The 17,062-nt window shown below is 50.4% G+C and carries 21 protein-coding genes; 1 reads left to right on the plus strand and 20 read right to left on the minus strand.

Features of this window, described 5'->3' with window-relative positions; all coding sequences use genetic code 11:
* Positions 1-7: 7 nt before the first annotated feature.
* From MKZ16_RS27130 to terL, 16 genes are all read right to left on the minus strand, one after another.
* Complete coding sequence (locus tag MKZ16_RS27130; RefSeq protein WP_076106901.1) at positions 8-412, minus strand: hypothetical protein; 405 nt, start codon at positions 410-412, stop codon at positions 8-10.
* Between the two features lie 74 nt (positions 413-486).
* Entirely contained in the window at positions 487-1,047 is a 561-nt protein-coding gene (locus MKZ16_RS27135; RefSeq protein WP_076106903.1) for a phage tail domain-containing protein, read from the minus strand.
* Positions 1,047-4,826 (minus strand): hypothetical protein, encoded by a 3,780-nt coding sequence (locus MKZ16_RS27140; protein ID WP_339814973.1) that lies wholly within the window; start codon positions 4,824-4,826, stop codon positions 1,047-1,049. The genes MKZ16_RS27135 and MKZ16_RS27140 overlap by 1 nt, the downstream gene beginning before the upstream one ends.
* Positions 4,823-5,224 (minus strand): hypothetical protein, encoded by a 402-nt coding sequence (locus tag MKZ16_RS27145; RefSeq protein ID WP_076104009.1) that lies wholly within the window; start codon positions 5,222-5,224, stop codon positions 4,823-4,825. The genes MKZ16_RS27140 and MKZ16_RS27145 overlap by 4 nt, the downstream gene beginning before the upstream one ends.
* A gap of 7 nt (positions 5,225-5,231) precedes the next feature.
* Entirely contained in the window at positions 5,232-5,456 is a 225-nt protein-coding gene (locus MKZ16_RS27150; RefSeq protein WP_076104010.1) for a hypothetical protein, read from the minus strand.
* Positions 5,457-5,533: 77 nt separating this feature from the next.
* The gene (locus MKZ16_RS27155) at positions 5,534-5,971 is read right to left on the minus strand and encodes a hypothetical protein (protein ID WP_339814976.1); all 438 of its coding nucleotides are present in this window, start codon (positions 5,969-5,971) and stop codon (positions 5,534-5,536) included.
* A gap of 64 nt (positions 5,972-6,035) precedes the next feature.
* Positions 6,036-6,563 (minus strand): hypothetical protein, encoded by a 528-nt coding sequence (locus tag MKZ16_RS27160; RefSeq protein ID WP_076105275.1) that lies wholly within the window; start codon positions 6,561-6,563, stop codon positions 6,036-6,038.
* A 64-nt stretch (positions 6,564-6,627) separates the two neighbouring features.
* Positions 6,628-7,011, minus strand: a complete 384-nt coding sequence (locus tag MKZ16_RS27165; RefSeq protein WP_076105276.1) for a minor capsid protein — start codon at positions 7,009-7,011, stop codon at positions 6,628-6,630.
* Positions 7,011-7,403, minus strand: a complete 393-nt coding sequence (locus MKZ16_RS27170; protein WP_179090014.1) for a hypothetical protein — start codon at positions 7,401-7,403, stop codon at positions 7,011-7,013. The genes MKZ16_RS27165 and MKZ16_RS27170 overlap by 1 nt, the downstream gene beginning before the upstream one ends.
* The gene (locus MKZ16_RS27175; RefSeq protein WP_076105278.1) at positions 7,331-7,714 is read right to left on the minus strand and encodes a hypothetical protein; all 384 of its coding nucleotides are present in this window, start codon (positions 7,712-7,714) and stop codon (positions 7,331-7,333) included. Before MKZ16_RS27175 ends, MKZ16_RS27170 begins: the two co-directional genes overlap by 73 nt.
* A gap of 14 nt (positions 7,715-7,728) precedes the next feature.
* Positions 7,729-7,953, minus strand: a complete 225-nt coding sequence (locus tag MKZ16_RS27180; protein ID WP_076105279.1) for a hypothetical protein — start codon at positions 7,951-7,953, stop codon at positions 7,729-7,731.
* Between the two features lie 19 nt (positions 7,954-7,972).
* Positions 7,973-8,899: a major capsid protein gene (locus tag MKZ16_RS27185; RefSeq protein WP_076105280.1), complete on the minus strand. Its 927-nt coding sequence runs from the start codon at positions 8,897-8,899 to the stop codon at positions 7,973-7,975.
* 69 nt (positions 8,900-8,968) lie between these two features.
* The gene (locus tag MKZ16_RS27190) at positions 8,969-9,583 is read right to left on the minus strand and encodes a hypothetical protein (protein WP_076105281.1); all 615 of its coding nucleotides are present in this window, start codon (positions 9,581-9,583) and stop codon (positions 8,969-8,971) included.
* An 81-nt stretch (positions 9,584-9,664) separates the two neighbouring features.
* The gene (locus MKZ16_RS27195; protein ID WP_076105282.1) at positions 9,665-10,498 is read right to left on the minus strand and encodes a phage minor capsid protein; all 834 of its coding nucleotides are present in this window, start codon (positions 10,496-10,498) and stop codon (positions 9,665-9,667) included.
* On the minus strand, positions 10,498-11,955 hold the full coding sequence (locus MKZ16_RS27200) for a phage portal protein (protein ID WP_076105283.1): 1,458 nt from the start codon (positions 11,953-11,955) through the stop codon (positions 10,498-10,500). Before MKZ16_RS27200 ends, MKZ16_RS27195 begins: the two co-directional genes overlap by 1 nt.
* A 12-nt stretch (positions 11,956-11,967) precedes the next feature.
* Positions 11,968-13,650 carry a phage terminase large subunit gene (terL, locus tag MKZ16_RS27205; protein WP_081393406.1) on the minus strand — a complete coding sequence of 561 codons (1,683 nt, stop codon included), beginning with the start codon at positions 13,648-13,650 and terminating at the stop codon, positions 11,968-11,970.
* Between the two features lie 479 nt (positions 13,651-14,129).
* Here terL and MKZ16_RS27210 point away from each other — a divergent pair, with 479 nt between their 5' ends.
* Positions 14,130-14,690, plus strand: coding sequence for a site-specific integrase (locus MKZ16_RS27210; protein ID WP_076105285.1), 561 nt, complete (start codon positions 14,130-14,132; stop codon positions 14,688-14,690).
* Between the two features lie 175 nt (positions 14,691-14,865).
* Here MKZ16_RS27210 and MKZ16_RS27215 read toward each other — a convergent pair whose 3' ends face one another.
* From MKZ16_RS27215 to MKZ16_RS27230, 4 genes are all read right to left on the minus strand, one after another.
* Positions 14,866-15,255, minus strand: a complete 390-nt coding sequence (locus MKZ16_RS27215) for a hypothetical protein (RefSeq protein ID WP_076105286.1) — start codon at positions 15,253-15,255, stop codon at positions 14,866-14,868.
* Positions 15,256-15,267: 12 nt separating this feature from the next.
* Positions 15,268-15,525 carry a hypothetical protein gene (locus MKZ16_RS27220; RefSeq protein WP_076105287.1) on the minus strand — a complete coding sequence of 86 codons (258 nt, stop codon included), beginning with the start codon at positions 15,523-15,525 and terminating at the stop codon, positions 15,268-15,270.
* A gap of 156 nt (positions 15,526-15,681) precedes the next feature.
* Positions 15,682-16,047 (minus strand): hypothetical protein, encoded by a 366-nt coding sequence (locus MKZ16_RS27225; RefSeq protein ID WP_076105288.1) that lies wholly within the window; start codon positions 16,045-16,047, stop codon positions 15,682-15,684.
* Between the two features lie 492 nt (positions 16,048-16,539).
* On the minus strand, positions 16,540-16,998 hold the full coding sequence (locus MKZ16_RS27230; protein WP_076105289.1) for a hypothetical protein: 459 nt from the start codon (positions 16,996-16,998) through the stop codon (positions 16,540-16,542).
* Between the last annotated feature and the right edge of the window lie 64 nt (positions 16,999-17,062).

The following is a 17,062-nucleotide window of genomic DNA, read 5'->3' on the forward strand; positions in this document are numbered from 1 at the left end:
TCCGTTATTATTGCGTGAATTTAACCGACGTACTTGAAACCGCGAAACGTGGGCGGTCGCCAACGAGTAATGTGCGCGGATTATCTAGCGGTTTCGTCCATAGTAAAGATCCGCCAGTCGCCGCCGTACGTAATCCGATATGCGTTACGAGTCCCCAATCCGCAGTAGCAACGGGAAATACGACTTCTGCGGTATTTGCTACGGATTGCTGCCCACTAACGAGCGTCGGCGCTCCGAATGTAACTGCCTGCCTTGCGTATGATCCTCCGCTTACCTCCGTGCCGGTATCCGCCGCCGTTGGGTCCGATTTATATAGCGCGATATATATAGTAGATGGTCCGGTAAACGCCGTATTGCGTAAAGCCGCGTTAAGAAGCGCCGCGCTCAGATAGTTCGAAATTTGCATCGCCATTATTCATTCTCCTCCGTATTTGGACAACGCAAAAAGGCCCGGCATATTTGCCGAACCCTCCGCGTTTCCTTCGTTTAATCTTCGAGTGTATATTCGTTCGTTAGCGTAAATCCGTTAACTGTCGTAACTCCCGTATTCGCCATCGTAATAACCGGCCGCGCCCTTACATCCGCTTCCGATTCGATCGCCACCGCTTGCCATGACGTATCAATCGTATACTCCGTAAGCACTTCGCTACCGGTCGGCCACGGATCATTCATGCGCAGATTGACGTCAATCAAACGCGATCCAGTCGCACCGAGCGCGAGCGTCCCCGCGTAAGTCGCTACGTAATACTTGCCAGGCATATCAGCAAACTCTAGCGTAATCTCTCCACGCTTAGCGTTAAATGTACGCGCTAGGTACGCCAACGTCCGGTGAAATTCCGCAGCCGATGACGTAATCTCGAACGTTAGTCCGATGGTACGCGGTCCGTAGGAAGCGCCGAAATCAACGACGCCGTCCGTATTCGCGAGTTTGACCGTATTGTCTTCGGTCTCCGGCAAGACCGGCAAGTTACGTTCATATAGCGCAGCTCCATGCTCCGATAGCCATACGCCATTTACCGCTACATCGTACGAAAAAGACGTAGTCATTACTCTTTCACCCCCATCGATTGCAGACGGGATAGCGCGCGTGTCCGTTCGTCATAAAACGTAGCGATATCGGCTTTATCTGCGAGTGTAACTTCATCTACGCCGAGGTCGATATTCTGCACAATATTCGTAACTGACGCAGGCGCTTGCGGTGACATCCGCGGGCTTGCGATCATATCGAACAACGTCGCTTGCTGCTGCGGATTTAAATACATCTCGCTCGCGTGCGCTATAACCGGAACAGCCGCGCCAGGTGCGCCCTTAACGATGCCGCCGTCCTTAAACGCCTGCAACACGCCAGTATCCGAAGATACTCCGTACAGTTTCCGTAGCTCTTCATTACGTGCGTTAAGCCGCGCCATCTCCGCCGTATTGCCGCTCGCCTTCGCCGCGGTCCATGCGGTTTTATTCGCATTATATTCAGCGAGGTCGGACGCCTTTTTCGACTCCGCATTGATCTGCGTAATCGACGCCATCTTCGCTCGATACTGCGTCAGGAATCCGTCGAGCTCCGTAAGGATCGCAGTGTTCGCGCTGCCACTTGCGCTAACACGATACGCTGCGATCCCGTCCTCTATCGACTTGATATCGCCTGAGTACGCATCAAATGCCGCTGTGAGTGCGTCGTACTGCGCTTCGGCTGCGATCTTCTCTGCTTCGTACGCTTTCGTCTGCGCATCCTTTTCGTCCTTAAGCGCGTCTTGCTGATCCGCGAGCGTACGGTCGGTTAATTCGCGGTCATGTTCGAGTTGCATGCGCGCGATCTCTTTAAGCAGCGCGTCACGTTCGTCTTTGCCCGTTTGTCCAACCGCAGACTCCAACTCCGCTAATCGTACGCGCTTTTCCGCTAATTGCGTTTCATAGTCCGCGTCAACATTTAGCTCTTTGTTGGCGTCACGTAAACGCTGAATAGCGTCAATCCGCGCGTCATAATCGTCGAGTGCCGCTTGCTTACGCTCTTCAATCGATTTAAGCTCCGCATCCTTCGCGTCCTTAATCGCGGCTTTCTGCGTCTTAACGAGATCGGTCGCGAGATCCTGCGTAAGCTTCGTTAGTGACTTGCGGAGGTTGTACAGTTGTTCGTCAGCTTGCGCATAATACTCCGAGTCCTTGGCGTAGCGATTACGTACACGAGTCCACGCGTCGATCTTCATTTGCGCGATCTCTGTCTCCGATTTACCCGCGTCAGACATGCGCCGTTCCTCTGCGCTAATCCACTTCGACGATGCGTTGTACTGAGCGCGTGCTTCCGCTTCGGTTGCGGTTGCTACGTTCTTGCGCGATTGGCGAACTTGATCATCGGCGGCAATATACTCTGCGCTGTCCTTCGCGTAACGATTACGTAGTCGCGTCCAGCTTGCGAGTTTCATTTCCGCGATCTTTAACTCCGACTTACCGCTGTCCTCCATCCGTTTCGACTCCGCATCAATCCACGTAGCCGAAAAGTCATAGCGTGATTGAGCGCTGTCTTCTCCGAGCCGTTTAAGCTGTAGCGCTAGGGTGCGCGCATCGTCTACGGATTCTTTGAGGAAAGTAGCGTGCTTCTTGCGCAACTCTTCGTATTTCTTAATCTGCGCATCAGCCGTCATATCGTAAAAATCCGCTTGGAACTGGACGGTTTTCATATCGGCATCGTACGCTGCTTTGCGCGCTTCGGCGGCAAGTTCTGCGGCTGTTTTGCCCGTCGCTTTCTTTTCCTTCGCCGCTTTCGGGGCATCTGGCGTGATTATATCCTTCGTGAACGTTTGGGTTCCCGTTTCAACCTCCGCGGCCAGCTTTTCGAGATCACGAGCAGCGTCGGAATACTTCTGTTGCTCTTTAAGCGCGTCGTCTCGTTGCTTTTCAAGTTCTTTAGATGCTCCGGACCCCACCATCATCTCCAGCGCGCCATTAGTCACGATGTCCATAACGTTGCCCGACTTTTTGCGTTTGTCAGCCTCCGCCTTTGCCGCCATATCTTCCTCAAAAGTTCCTGCCTTTGTACCGGATACGGCTGCCATCGCCTTTATTAGCCGCGTGTAGTTATCAATTTGCGTCTGTATTGATTTCGCTACCGCTTCACTTTCTTTAGCAGAATTACGTATACGCGCCACGCTGTTATCGGCGGCCATGTCTGTAAAACGCTTGTCCGTCGCAATTTGGTCGATAATTACATCGATGTTACTAGCGCGAATTCTTCCGTCCTCGCCTTGTTGAGCGTTCAATTCCGGATACTGCTCGACTAACTTCTGCGTAATATCAACGAGGCGGCTTTTCTGCGATGCGTCCAGATCCTGCGCTGCGTTAAGCGTTTTAAATTCCGCAGCCATTGCGGACATTTCCTTTAGCGTCTGCTTCTTCGTAGCGAGCGCTGTATACTCCGCTTTGTCCTGAGCGGATAGCGCGATAACACCTTTATCTATGACCGCGTTCATTTCTCCGAGCTTCTGCGTCGCATTCTCTACGCCAGTGTAACCGAGGTCTTCGAGCTTATCGTCGAGTATACTGATTGCATCGATAATATTGGGAAGTTCCGTATACATTTCCGGAAGTGCTGTTCCTGCCTTTTGAGCCGCCTGAAGCTCGTTTAACCGCTCTTGTAGCCGCGCGCGTTCTTCGAGGACAGGCGTTAGCTCCTCCGTTTTCGCCTTTAACTCTTCGACATCCGCAGCCGTGCGATCAATATCCCGCTTATTTAATACCGCATTGAGGTCGGACTGTGCCTTCGCGAGTTCCTTCGCTGAATTAGCGGCTTCTGATTGCGCTGTTGTTAGATAGGCGATACCTCCCGCTAATGCGCCGACTGCGAGAATTGCCCACCCTACCGGACCGGCTGCTAGTTCTAACGACTTTATCGCGCCTGAGATAAGTTTAATCACGGGCGGTACTGTCGCGAGAATGGCGACCAAACCTAACACGCCAACCGAACTCGCAGCGGCAGCGGAGACAAGCGCTTTATTTTCGGTGGTAAACTCGGCGAGCGCAATGATTGTCGGAGTCAACGTTTCGAGCACGGTTTTAAACAGCGGTGTGAACGCTTGTCCGAACGCAACCGTTGCTTCGTCCGTTGCGGCAGTGAACCGCGCTTGTGTGCCGGTGAAATCCTGCATCGCTTGGTCCGCATTTCCGGTGAATATCGCGCCCTCGTTGATAAATCCGTTATATGCGGCCTGGATCTTCTGCGCATCGGTTAACCTGCCCGCCGTCGTTCCGATCGTTCGTGCGTATTCCTTTTGCATAACGGATAGATTCTTCGTAACGCCGACCGCATCGGACAGTACCGAGTTACCGTTCTTGATACCGTCAAGTGACGCTTGGATAGCGCCACCCATCGTATAAAAGGACTGGCGGTTATATGCCGCCGAATCTGCAAGCGAGTTGATTAGCTTTGTTGATTGCTCCAACCCTAAACCGGTTGACATGGCGGTTTTATACGCTAATACCGATTCGGTCAGAGACAAGAATCCGCGCTTTGCTAAGTCCTGGGCGGCAGCCTGCGCATCCTTCGTCTGTATACCGAAACCCTTTGCCACCGCATTGAGTCCCGCAAACGCGTTATATAGTTTCGTAGCTGCGTCGACCGCTTGCTTCATCTCCGAAACAAGCTTCGTAAGGACCGCGCCTGCACCTATCCCGGCTAACGCGGAAGACATATCGCGCATGCCATCCGCACCGCGTCTGCTTTGATCTTCGAGTTCCTGTATCCGGCGCCTCGCTTCGTCTAAGTTACGCCGAAACTCTGCTATATCAAGCGTAATCCGCGCCTGAATTTCACCTACGTTAGTACCGCCCGTACTCATCTTAGCGCCCTCCTTACTGCATCCGCGATAAACTGTTTGTATATCCGTTCATTCGTTCGGAGTGGTCGCGATAAGAACTTTGGACGAGTGCCGGGCGTTGTCGGATTCTTATACTCGCCCATCTCGTGTACACGTAGCGCATAATTAAAGCGCGCACCACTTGCGCCCGTTTCCGTTGCGGAGTAAAATACCTCACCGTATATCCGTCCGTCCCTATTTACGACTTCCTTACCGGCTGTCATCCGCAATGTACTCGACTTTAACGGAGCCTCATTACGTGATGCCGCGAGTAGGTGGTCGGTAGCGTCATGTAATCCGACGGTCGCCCCATCGAGAACTCGCGTTTTCTGACGCTCTAAAAACTGACGTAGCGCCGCCGTTTCCATCCGAAAATCCATCCGTCTGTCACACCCTCCCCGCGCTCATCTGATCGCGTAATAGTTTAAATCCGGCTTCGTCAAACTTCGGCGTACTCTGTGTTGCAAATCCGGCCTCACGCTGCAGCCCCGTCGTAAACTTGCGGAAGCCTTCTACGTCAGTCGAGTGAGCATTTACGTTAACGTTTAGCGCGTCCAACATTTCGCCAGCCTTGTGCCGCTTAACCGCATCCAATACGTCAAGTAAGTCCATAACGTAATAGCCGCGCTCGAACTCAACTTGCGTCTTACCGAGGCGAACGGCTGCGTCTATGAAAAACTCATCTATCGTTACTCGGCGCTCGCTTCCGCTACTCCCGTCTGCAGGTTCGCGAGTTGCAGAGCGCCTTGCACGTTTTTTAAGAGACCGCCGAAGTTATTAACGCGCGCAACGGCGGTAAAATACGCCATCAATTCGTCAGGCGCTACGTTTGCCTCGATCCATTCCGGTTCAAATCCGGTCAATACGCTGACTACTTGAACGACGTCATTTAGCGCGTGCTCGATGAACGCGAATAAGTATGCTGCGCGGTTTTCGGCTGGCGCTGACATAACGCCCATAATCAATTCCGGCAGCATATTAACAGCGGCAAATAATTCGCGCCATTGACCGACCGGAACCTTCCGCACCTTTACTGTTCTATCTCCGAGCTTGATTACGTTTGGGTCAATTACGATCTCTTCTGGCGCGGCTGTTTCCGCTTTATCTGAACGCTTAAAAATAGGCATTATATTCGCTCCTTATAAAGAAATAGAGGCGCAATTAAGCGCCCCTTTCAACGTAAGTATTCGTTTAAACTGCGGTAATAAGATCGTCGCCGAGAATAAGGACTACGCCATCTTCATCCGGGGTTGACCGGAGAGTAACATTCGTGATGCGTTCATTTTCGTTGTTATACGAGTAAGAAATATCCGTCTCACTATACGCTAGTGGTAGTGTTGTCCAGAAATCCGGATCGTTTTTGTGCGCGAGAGGTTTAATAACTGCGATCTTGGCAGTGCTAAGTAGGCTTAATCCTACGCCAGTCTTGATTAACACCTTAGAGCCGCCCGTACCTGTAACGATCTCCGCACCCGTCATAATCTTCGGGACAATGTCAATTTGATACTCAGCAAACGGAATTTGCACGCTGACATTACGCCCCGTTATGCGCTTATCTACGACCGTCTCACCCGTCTGATCTGTCTTTTGCTCACGGTATGTTGTTTCCGTATTGAGCACAACGCCGCCGATCGTAGTTTCAAACGTAATCTTATCAGCGCCCGTACCGTACTCAACGATAGCCGGTCCTATTTCGATTTTTTTGAAATCTTGAGCCATTCGTTATTTCCCCCTTATTTTGAACGTACTAAAAATAGCCGCCCGATAACGGACAGCCCTGCGTTTATAGTGACGTAGTAAGCGTAAAATTCACGGAGTATAGCGCTCGGTTATTCGCGTCAGGTCCGAGATACCAAGGCGCGCTCTGATCCGCCAGGCATATGACGACGCGCGTAGTTCCGATTATAAACTCCGCCTTTCCGTGTAGCGCTTCGAATATTGCGTTAGCCTTCGTTTCTGCCGTTGCGGATGACTTCGCGCGAATCACGACTTGGAATGATGGGTAAGCAACGGATGACCATTCGCTCGGTGGTGGTCCGCCCGTTATCCGCGTATAAGCGCAATCGTCCGGATTAGCCGTTGTAAAATCGTTGCCGACTACGGTAAATCCCGGAACGATTAAGCGGATGGTTGCGTTAATATCCGCGACTGTTAATAGCGCCCCCATTATACGTCCACCTCCGTTATTAGCGGCTTTCCGTTGAGCGCCCGTTTTACGCTGATTGCGATTGGCGTGTACGTTGTCTCCGCTAATAGTTCGTTGGTGTACGTAAGGCGGTCGTCGAGCGATATGTCCGCGAGCTTATCGAAATAAAACGTACCGACGCTCACGACTTCCGCGCCGTGCTGATTGCGTACGAGTTTAACCGCCTCACTAAAGCGGCATTTCTGCGTGTAAGGAGTACCGTATGACGGCTCGTTATAATCCGGATCATATCCGGTAAACGGCATAATAATCACGTCTTGCTTAAGTGGAATGACCGGCATTATGGAATCAACCTCCCGACTCGGCGTGCCGGTATCCTTACCCCGTTCGCGTCCCCTATTAGATCCCGGCAAGATTGCGGAATCATACTTACTAATTCACGCGATCCCTCTCGGAAACTCGTTGAAGTAACTCCGCTCAAAGAGGTCGATTGAACTCCTCGCTGTCCCGCAACCATTACGTCGCTATAAACCGTAGCCAGTGCCGCAGCAAATTCGTACACAGCATCGTCCGGAATCGTATACTTCGAGTAGTAGCGAATTAAAGTACGCTCAGCCACGTTTAACATTCGTTGTTTTTTGGCTGCGTCTGAATCCGCCCATCCTTCGGTATCGATTACGTTCGCGCTAATATAAGTATCTGCTGCGATTACTGTCGTTGACATGCGCACACCTCCGTTTATTTACCGGAGGATTTTGCGGCAGTCTTGCGCGGTTTTGGCGCTTTTACGACGCTGACTTGCGGCTCCTCCGGCTTGCTTTCGTCTTCTTCCAACGTGTAGCCGTAATCGTTAATGAGAATCTTGCGCAGACCCTCGTCTTCAACTACAGCCGCACCATTACTAAACTTGACGCCTGCAGTCGTCCCGTCATAGTTCGGATTAGGCGTTTTGATTACGTACATCTGCGCACCTCCCGTAATTTTAGGCAATAATACCGGACAGACGAGCAGCGGACTTACCGTCGAAGAGCGCGAGGCCTGTGTAAAACTCGATCAGAGTACGATAAGCCGGCTTTTCTTGTAAAAGGCCAAGGTCTTCAACCATCACGCCGCCGTTAGTCAGACCGGATACGAACTCATCTGCACCAAATTTAACAGCGTAGATTGAAGTAGTGTTTGTTGCTGTTCCGGTTGTTTCGGCATGTCCGATAACCTTAGTTCCAGCAGCGTTGTCGCCTGCGTCGAACATTGGCACACCGTTGTAAGTAAGGACCGGTTTACCGAACGCATCCTCACTCTGTGTGAAATAGCCGAGTTTACGCGCAATGGAGTTCACTTTTATCATTGTCTTAGAATCCATGAACAGTGCATCTGCTCTACCGCGAGTCTGATAGATTAAAGCGTCCAGAGCTTCGAGGAACATGTTTGCATTAGCCACGTCACTCAGGTCCAAACCATTAGTGGCCGCAGTAATCAACTGGCTACCGGTTAGGCGTTTCTTCAACCCATCAAACGACTTAGAATCAACCGCTGTATCACCGTTAAAGAAAGTATCCTGAAACTTATGAGCCGCAGCTTTTGTTTTCATCGCCGTCTGAAGAGCTCGCTGATCGTTGATATTGGAGCGCGTTTGTTGAATAAACCTGTCAACGTCAGCAACTCCGCCCAGGATTACCAGGCTCTCAGTGACCGGGTTAACCGTACCAGTGGACTCAGTATAAGCTTCGTTTACGCCACGAAATGCAACTCCTGGTAGCGTAGCCTCGCGGTTGTAGGTGTAGGCGTTACCTTGAATGTCCATGAACGGCATAAGTTGAAGCACCGGCGCATTCTGCACAAATGTCTCAATTACCCCTTGTTGAAGCGTGTTTTGCGAAAGTTTCGCAGATTCCAATAGTGTCAAAGCCATTTATAAATCCCCCTAGTAATGTTTTTTGTAATAAAAAAGAGCCCACTAGGGACCCTTCTGCTTATTTATTTACTTACTTGTGTATCCTGCCGAAAGCTTCTCCCGCGTACTGAGTCCATCAGTTCCGGGCTTATGACTGCCGCCGTTTGTATCCCCGCCAATTTGACGATTCCCACCGCCAGCCGTGTTCGCTAAATACGGTTCTGCCGCAATAAGCGCCTCGACCGCTTCCTTTACGCCGACTGCATTTCCTTCGTCATCCACCGTAACCGCGCTTAAATCCGCCAGTTTCAATGCCGCCGCTAAACGGTCAGCCGGTACGTTAGCCTCACGCGCCAATGACTTAAACTCCGCGTTAATCAGACGTTGATTCGCTGTAGTGAGCGCCCTATCCCGCTCAGCCTTTGCGGACTCCGCTGCAGCGAGCGCGGCCGCCTTCTCCGCCTCTAATCGCTCCGTATCGCTTAACTTTGCGGCCTCACGATCCGCCTCCGCCTGTTCTAGTGCGGTTAGCTTCGTTTTGATATCGTCGTAATCTTCGCGTCCTTTACGGTCTCTCGCAAGACGATCGGCAACAATGCGGTCTAGATCCGCCTGCGTGAACGTCTTGTCCGTTTCGGAATCGCCTTCCGCAAATAGTTGAAGATTAAGCGGATATCGTGAACGTTTAATTTCGTTTTGCATCGTTAGTCCTCCCGCGTTTAAGCGCCGCGTAGCGCATAGTTTCCGCGAAGTTTATGGCGTCGTTTGCGTTCGGACGCGGAGTCATTGCTCCAATAACTTCGGATCGCGTATCGGTGATAAAACGTGGCGGCATGTCGGGTGAAAAAGCTCACGTTTCGGGATGTCGCCAACATACGGAAATTCGCCCGGAGCTTCCGGAATAAGCTTGACTATGCGGCCTTCCCAACTGCGGCAGGCATCTGTCGCACCATGACGCGAAACAACCGCGTAGTAAGCACCACGTCCAACCGCCTCGTTCGTCGTAGCTTCCCGGTGTACTTGCGATAACTTTGTTCGCGCCAGCATGTCGGTGTAAACTTTTGGGTCCCAGCGCCTTCCGGCCGCATCGATTATGCCGGTATTAACGGAATCGCCTAGTGTTTTCTTCATTCCGCTGAGAATATCGCGGCTAATTGTACGGCTACCGTTGACTCCCTTCGCCATGTTCCCGCGCAAGGAATCTGCGGTGGCTTGGCGTACTGCAATCCGAACCTTTCGCTCGATATTCTGCGTAACGGCCAATACGTCAGCTTGCGTATCCGCTACGGCTGCCGCGACCATCTCACGATTGATGCGGCTAAACTTCGCAATCTTCTCCGCCTCTTCTACCGTTGACACAACGCCTAAATCGACGATCGCGCGGATCACTCCGTCGGTCGCCGCCTTTGGTACGTATTTTTCTACCCACGCTGCAGACTCCGCGTTGAGTCCGCTTAGTATCTTTGAAACTTCCGCGAGTGCAAACTTTGAATTAGCGCGGGATAGGCCGGTTAGTTCAAGACGGGAGAGTTCGCCAGTTATATCGAGTATCGCGGTTTTAAATGCGCGAACGAGTTTGGCGACGTCGTAATCGTACTTCGGGTCTGGTATGACCATTACGCAGCACTCTCGTCGGTGTCATTAAATATCGAAGAGCCAACCGTTCCAACCGTTCGCGATTCGTCGCCGTCAATTCGTACAATTGCTTGTGCGGCCTGCTCGTCGTTCACTCCGTCCAGACGTTTAATCGCATCAGATACGGATAACGTCGGCTTTCCGCCGGTACGTATTTGCGCAATCTCCGCGAGCTCACGTGCGTCGGTAGGCAGCCCGTCCTTGAAAATAATGTGCGGCTTCGTTGAGGTGTAATCAAGCGTTTCCCGTGACTGAGCGTGTTCCAATAATTGCGCGATAAAAAGCACCTCAACTAGTGCCTTATCAAAATACTGGCGTTTACGCGTCGTCTTCGAAAGTAGCGGTCCCATTCGATACTTAACTGCGAGCCCCGTTGCTCCGCTTGTTCCGGCGTTCTCTTTACCGAGGGCTACTGGAGGAAGCTCGGCCACGGTTAACAGCGCGTCAATAAGTTTGTCTAGCTCCTTAAAGGCGGACTCAAGTTGCCCGTCCCAAGTAACGTACTGCGGTATAACGTCGTCTTTCCCTACGATCTCAAATACTTTAGCGTAAGCGGCCTTTTGCTGCGGTACTCCGTCCGGACCGTCTTCTAGTACGCCCGTTGGAACCGCTAGGATTGGGTCCGCGTGTTTATCTAAGATGTTGGATATCTGCGTAAGACGGTGATTAATCTCGCGCAGAAGCGCCCTATTCTCCGTGATGTCATCGACTCCATGCCATGACGTATCAAGCGCAAAGTTAGGAACGTGGACCACTAGCGGCAATGGCACGCCTGTCTCAGTTGGGGCACTTGGCGCTTCCAGTTCCTCGGTTATGTTCCACGAAATGACCTCGCCGTCTTTAGTCGATTTCGCAGACATTGCATATTTAGCCGTAATGAGTTCGTTCGGCCTGTGCGTCTCAACGAAAAGTTCCCATTTTACGGATTTCCCTTCGGTTACCTTTACCGGAACTGCGATATGATAAGCTGCGATCTTCTTCTCGTTCCCTGGAATTGTTTCCGGAAACACGTACGATGCGTTTTGCGCTTCAATTACGGCGCGGTAAGGATCGAGTGTTTCGTCTAAGGCTCCGCGATATTCCTGCGCCCATTTCACCTTATAGAACGAGTCGCCTCGATAGGCGTTACCGTAAGCCATTTCGTAATTTACCGTTCCTAGCGCGTTGTCCTTAACTAAACGTTCAAGGGCTTTTTGCTCCGTAGAACTGTCTTCGCCAGCGCTATATATCGGAGATTCGCCGAAAAGTAAATCCGCTGATTTCTTGCAGATCAGTCCGGCATAATTCGTATATATGAACCGGTGTTCTTCCGTTTCAAGTAATTGTGCGATGCGTCTAATCATGTACTTGTTGCAACTAACCAACTCAGCATTTTCTCGGTAACGTTCTATCCGATCTTCATGATCTACCGGTGGGTAAACTTGTCCTACTTCGAACAATCCCTAACCTCCTCATAATCCTTTTGGTTTCCGCTGCCAAGTCCGTCCACGTCTTCCCGTTCCACCAGCCGCCTCAACTGCGCCAGCTAATGCGTCAGGTAAATCGTCATGCGTGCCGGAAGGGAATTGCTCCATTTGCTCGAACAATAGGCGGTGTGATCGATGGAAACGCAAAGAACCGCTCTCTATGAGCGGCTCCAACGATTCTATGCGTATTTCTTTTTTAGTCCGTGATATGACGGGTTTTAGCTGCGTACCTCCGAGACGTTCCTTTGCCTGGCGTTCTTGTAGCTGCCTGTACATATCATGCTGCGCCCCGACCGTCTCCACTGCGAATGTTTTATGTCCGTAATCCTTTATGAGCTGTACGGCCTGCTCTAGCGCAACGTGTGCCGGGCATTTGCGCGCCCATGCGTCCAGTACATACATAACGCCGGTTAATCGATCTTTTCCAATCGTCACGATTGCGTTATAGTCTGACCGGCTGTTCTTCCCTTGCGCGATATCCCAAAATGCGTATAAATTAAGTACTCTAGGGCGTCCTAAGTTGTCAAATAAGTCGGACTCATCGTAGTAATGAAACTCCTCCGGATTGAATATCGCTGATTCTTCGTCAATCGGCGTATTTTGATACTCTGTATTAAATGCCTTCGATCCGTTAGCCCATTTCCACGTCATCAGTGTCCATAGCGGTTGAACCGTAGGCCATAACACGACGGCTCCGCGATCCATTTCGTCTCGATTCGCATCGTAGTAAGCCCGCGCCTTAATTACCGACTCATCATCGTCAGTATTCAGATAGATTGCGCGGCAATTGTCCCAAAGATCAGCGCGTTCCGGCTCCTCAATCAGCGCTTTATAAAGTTTATCGTTGAAGTCCGGCCGTTTCATTACGGTTCGTAACAATGACTCAACGTGTACGACCGTTCCCATATAGATAATCGCGGTCTTTTTACCTTCCGGATCGCCTAACGGTACGACTGTTTGCGAAAACCAGTCCCGCAACTTCAAGCGCTGTTCCGGTGTAGCCGCGTTCGTCCTTACGTCTTCTAAGTCATCGCAGATTATTAAATCCGGCCGTACGCCTTCCCAATTTCGCCCCCGTAACGTTTGGTTACTGCTCGCGGCCTCCATCTTCGTAAGTAAATGCGGTACTCCGCTAGGTTGCGGCTCCCAGGCGATAAACTCCGTTGAATTATCTCTTGGATTCGCCTGCTGTTTCGGTGATAGCAACGGACCGAAATCGCGCCGGAGCTTCTCGTTACTTTTAAGCTGACCCGCGATCCATTCGAGGTTGCCGGTTGATACCGTAGGCGTCTCCGAAATATTAATGATGTATTTACGGTGTCGGTACACAATCTCGCGTAATGGTTTAGCCTTTGATAAATACGATGATTTGGCGTGAGATCGCGGCGCCGCACGTACTACCTTAGCGTTTATCGTCCGCATGGAAACATCGTCCATTGTCGCGCATATTTCACGGTGGAAATCGGGCGATTCATCCAAACTTGCGATATCGAATCCGTCCCAATTACCGGCGTTACCGGGATTCCGCGTCTCAGAGAAGTATTCAAACGCAAAATAAAGAAGGTCGCCCTCCGCACGATGAATCCTCGTTAACCTGGCGCTCTCATCCAAGTATTGCGCGAGATCCGCCTCCTCCTCGTATGTCAGCGAGTCAAGGTTCGCGGTCATCGCGCCGATTAGTGCGTCGAGTTTTCCGATCGTCTCAGCGCGTTCGTCTTGTTTAATCCAGCGATCATTTATCCACGCGATAGCCGCGTCACCTCCTCTTCGTTATGTCCGTGCAATTACCGTTAGATTAGCGTCGTTCCTTCGTCCCCTAGCAAATAGTAGTCCTGCGCCCCTAACGCGCTAATTCAACGTGGAATTAACGGTTAAATCACGCGTAAGCTTGCGAGGTTCATCCGGCCGTCGAATATAACGTAAAGTTCAAAGTTAAAATTGATACGCAGATTGGTCCGGCACGAAACGCAGGGCCTTCGAGGGGTGCCGGGGGGTGGTCCGCCCTCTCATTCTAATTCGAATGTATGATTTTGTATCTTTTCGTACATTCAAAACGTTGATTTTACTAGGTTTACGTGATATGATTGGATCATGATAACGTAATCGTACATTGAACGTACTATTATGTATGAAAAGGACGTGTCGAAATGGGCGAAAAGAAAGCTATATACGATGTCCAACCTCTTCGAACTCGCGAGGAAATCGAGGACATGAAGCAATCACTCCGTCGGTGGTGTAGTGAGCGCGATCTACTTATGTTTATTCTCGGAATTAACACAGGACTGCGCGTATCTGATATAGTCACGCTAAAGGTTGCGGACGTCAAAGATAAGACGCACGTACGGATCGTCGAACAGAAAAGCGATAAGGTTCGCAACGTTAACCTAAAGGCGATACAGCCGGAAATTGCCGAGTATACGCGCGGTATGAGCCCAGAGGATTGGCTGTTCCCTTCTCGTAAGGGCAACGGCCATATCACGCCAACACAGGCGTATAGAGCGCTCGTAAAGGCTGGCGAGATGATCGACCGTACGGATATCGGTACACATACAATGCGCAAGACATTCGGTTATCACCACTATAAGCGCAATAAGGACGTTGCCGCGCTGCAGGAGATATTCAATCACTCCGCGCCATCAATAACGAAGCGTTATATAGGCATCCGTCAAGACGAGATCGACGAGTCTCTCGAAGGGTTCAAGCTGTAGGAAGCGTAGGGGTCGGCATTGAACGCAGTCCCTTTTCGCCATTCCGAAAATTCTCGGAGGGCACGCGTCCAAGCTTCGCAGCCGATGTATTTACCTACGCTGTAAGCCGTAGTCAAGCCGCACCCAATAGCGTTCCTTCATATATAGGCGTAAGAATATACGTGTTCCCTACGCTTTACACATCCGTAGTTCGTGCTCTATACTCCGCAATCTTACGGTCTAGTTCGTCTCTATCAAGTCCGGTTACATCCGTCTTCGTTACGTCTACACGCTCCGTTAACATATCGTTCATATTAAGCAAGAGCTTCGCGGCCGCTGCGTTACCGTCCCGTATGGCTGCGTCTGCCATTGCGTCCACTACTTCAGGCATCCGATCGAGAGTATTGCGCGCTATCTGCCGCTTGAGCTCACGTTCAAATAGCGGATCTTTTAACCAATCGTATATAGACTGGCGCGATACGCTTGCGGCCTCTCCGATCTGTTCCATCGTTAGTCCTCCGCGTCTAGGCAACGCAAGGTAGTTCAGCGCTATAAGGTGATGCGCTTCTAATCGTTTCAATGCCACCGCTATTCCTCCTCATTTAATGACTTCAAATACCTTCGATGTTACATTACGCTGGACATTAGAACGCGAGGTATTCACGTTTAGCTTCTCATACACCTCGATAGGCTTTCCGCGCTCACTAACAATAGATACGCCGCCTCCCAGAATCGGGATTTCCTCTCCACGTAAAAGTATCCTTACGTCGTCGGCTCCGTCTGTACTTACGAATACAAACGCCGGCATCTCGTCAAATACTAGCGCAAACTTTCCGCCTATAGTTTCGAATCTCATCCGTAATTCCTCCCGTATATTAGCGCCTAAACGACGCGTATAGGTATTTGTATTACCTTGCATGTGTAGCGCCTATATCAACGTGTATCTAACGGTAAAAATACGCATATAAAAACGCTGCTCCTACGCTCGGGCAAAGCGTAAGAACAGCGCTAACTATAACGTTATAACCTGCGCTCCGTGCGCTATACCTGCGCGTAATACTTCGTTAGTCCAACCGTAACCGTCGCGCTCCTTATACGCACATATCGCGAGCTTAGGACGCCTACCTAAGTAACAAAACCCGCATACATTAGCGCCATACCACGTTATCATTACGTTAGGCTGCGGTATAATCTTACGTAGTTCTAGCGACTGTTCCTTCGTTTGAGTAACGATGATAATTACGTCTGACATAGCGTTATCCTCTACGCCTGAATAACGCTTAATCATACGCTCAGTATCCGCAACTCTTACGATATCCTCCGTGTTAATAATACCGCCTACTATATCGCTCGTATTAACGTTATCCCTCCGTTTCATACCCATCCGCCAAATCCGTTCCTAAACGCATATATCAGCGCCCAATATAGCGGAGGACATACGATAATGAACGCTATAGTAAACGGCTGTATATCTCGCTCATAAACGCTAATATGATGCGCAATTCCTCCGATACCTAGCGCTATCCAAACGCATAAGAATACGATTAACATTACGTTATCCCTCCGCTCACTGTACGTTCGCTTACGCTGTAACATCCGCGCTATTCTTTGTGTTGTCTACATGAGATTCTACTTTGATTAATCATCATGAATAGGTAAGAGTTCATTCCTTTGCAAAACCTATCTCAGTCACTACCGTTCCTTCGAAACTATCTTTATGCGCGATTAATCTATTAATCCTATAGTTCCGCGAGGATTCATGAGCGTAGCGAATTAATCGGATGCGGTAATGTTTTGTTTATTCTTACATGTTCGTTATTACACGTTTGTTCTTATTACCGTCACTCTCCGGTGATTTAGGTAATTCACTCTACAGTGCATTAGGTAAATCACTCTCCGGTGAATGACCATATAGAACATCTAATTTAGCGCGTATCTGCTCGTCAGTAAGTCCGCTATAATATTGCGGATAGTAAAGTTTATCGCGCTTATTAGTTGTATAATCCATCGCTGATTTAACGAGTCCGACCGCCTCTAGTACGTCACAAAGTCGCTTTATCCGATTACGTCCGATACCCGTTTCGTCAGCAATACGTTGAACGGAAGGGAATGCGCTCATGTACCGGTCATTGTCCGGCTGTCCGTTCACCATCGAAAGTAAGTACGTATAGATAGCCGCTATATGCGCATTACCCTTATCGTACTCGCGCGCGATCGGTACTATCCGGCGGAATAAATCATGCGGGACCGGAGCGTAATGCCCACGGTCCAAAAACGCTGATTTGCGTCTAGCTGCTTCGTGTCCTATATCACGGAATTGCTTGCCCATACTCCATATCACTCCACTCCACGTAATTTACGAGCTAACTACCCGCACCATACTCGTCTAGACT

The organism is Paenibacillus sp. FSL R5-0928 (assembly GCF_037970385.1).
Lineage (GTDB): Bacteria > Bacillota > Bacilli > Paenibacillales > Paenibacillaceae > Paenibacillus_AQ > Paenibacillus_AQ odorifer.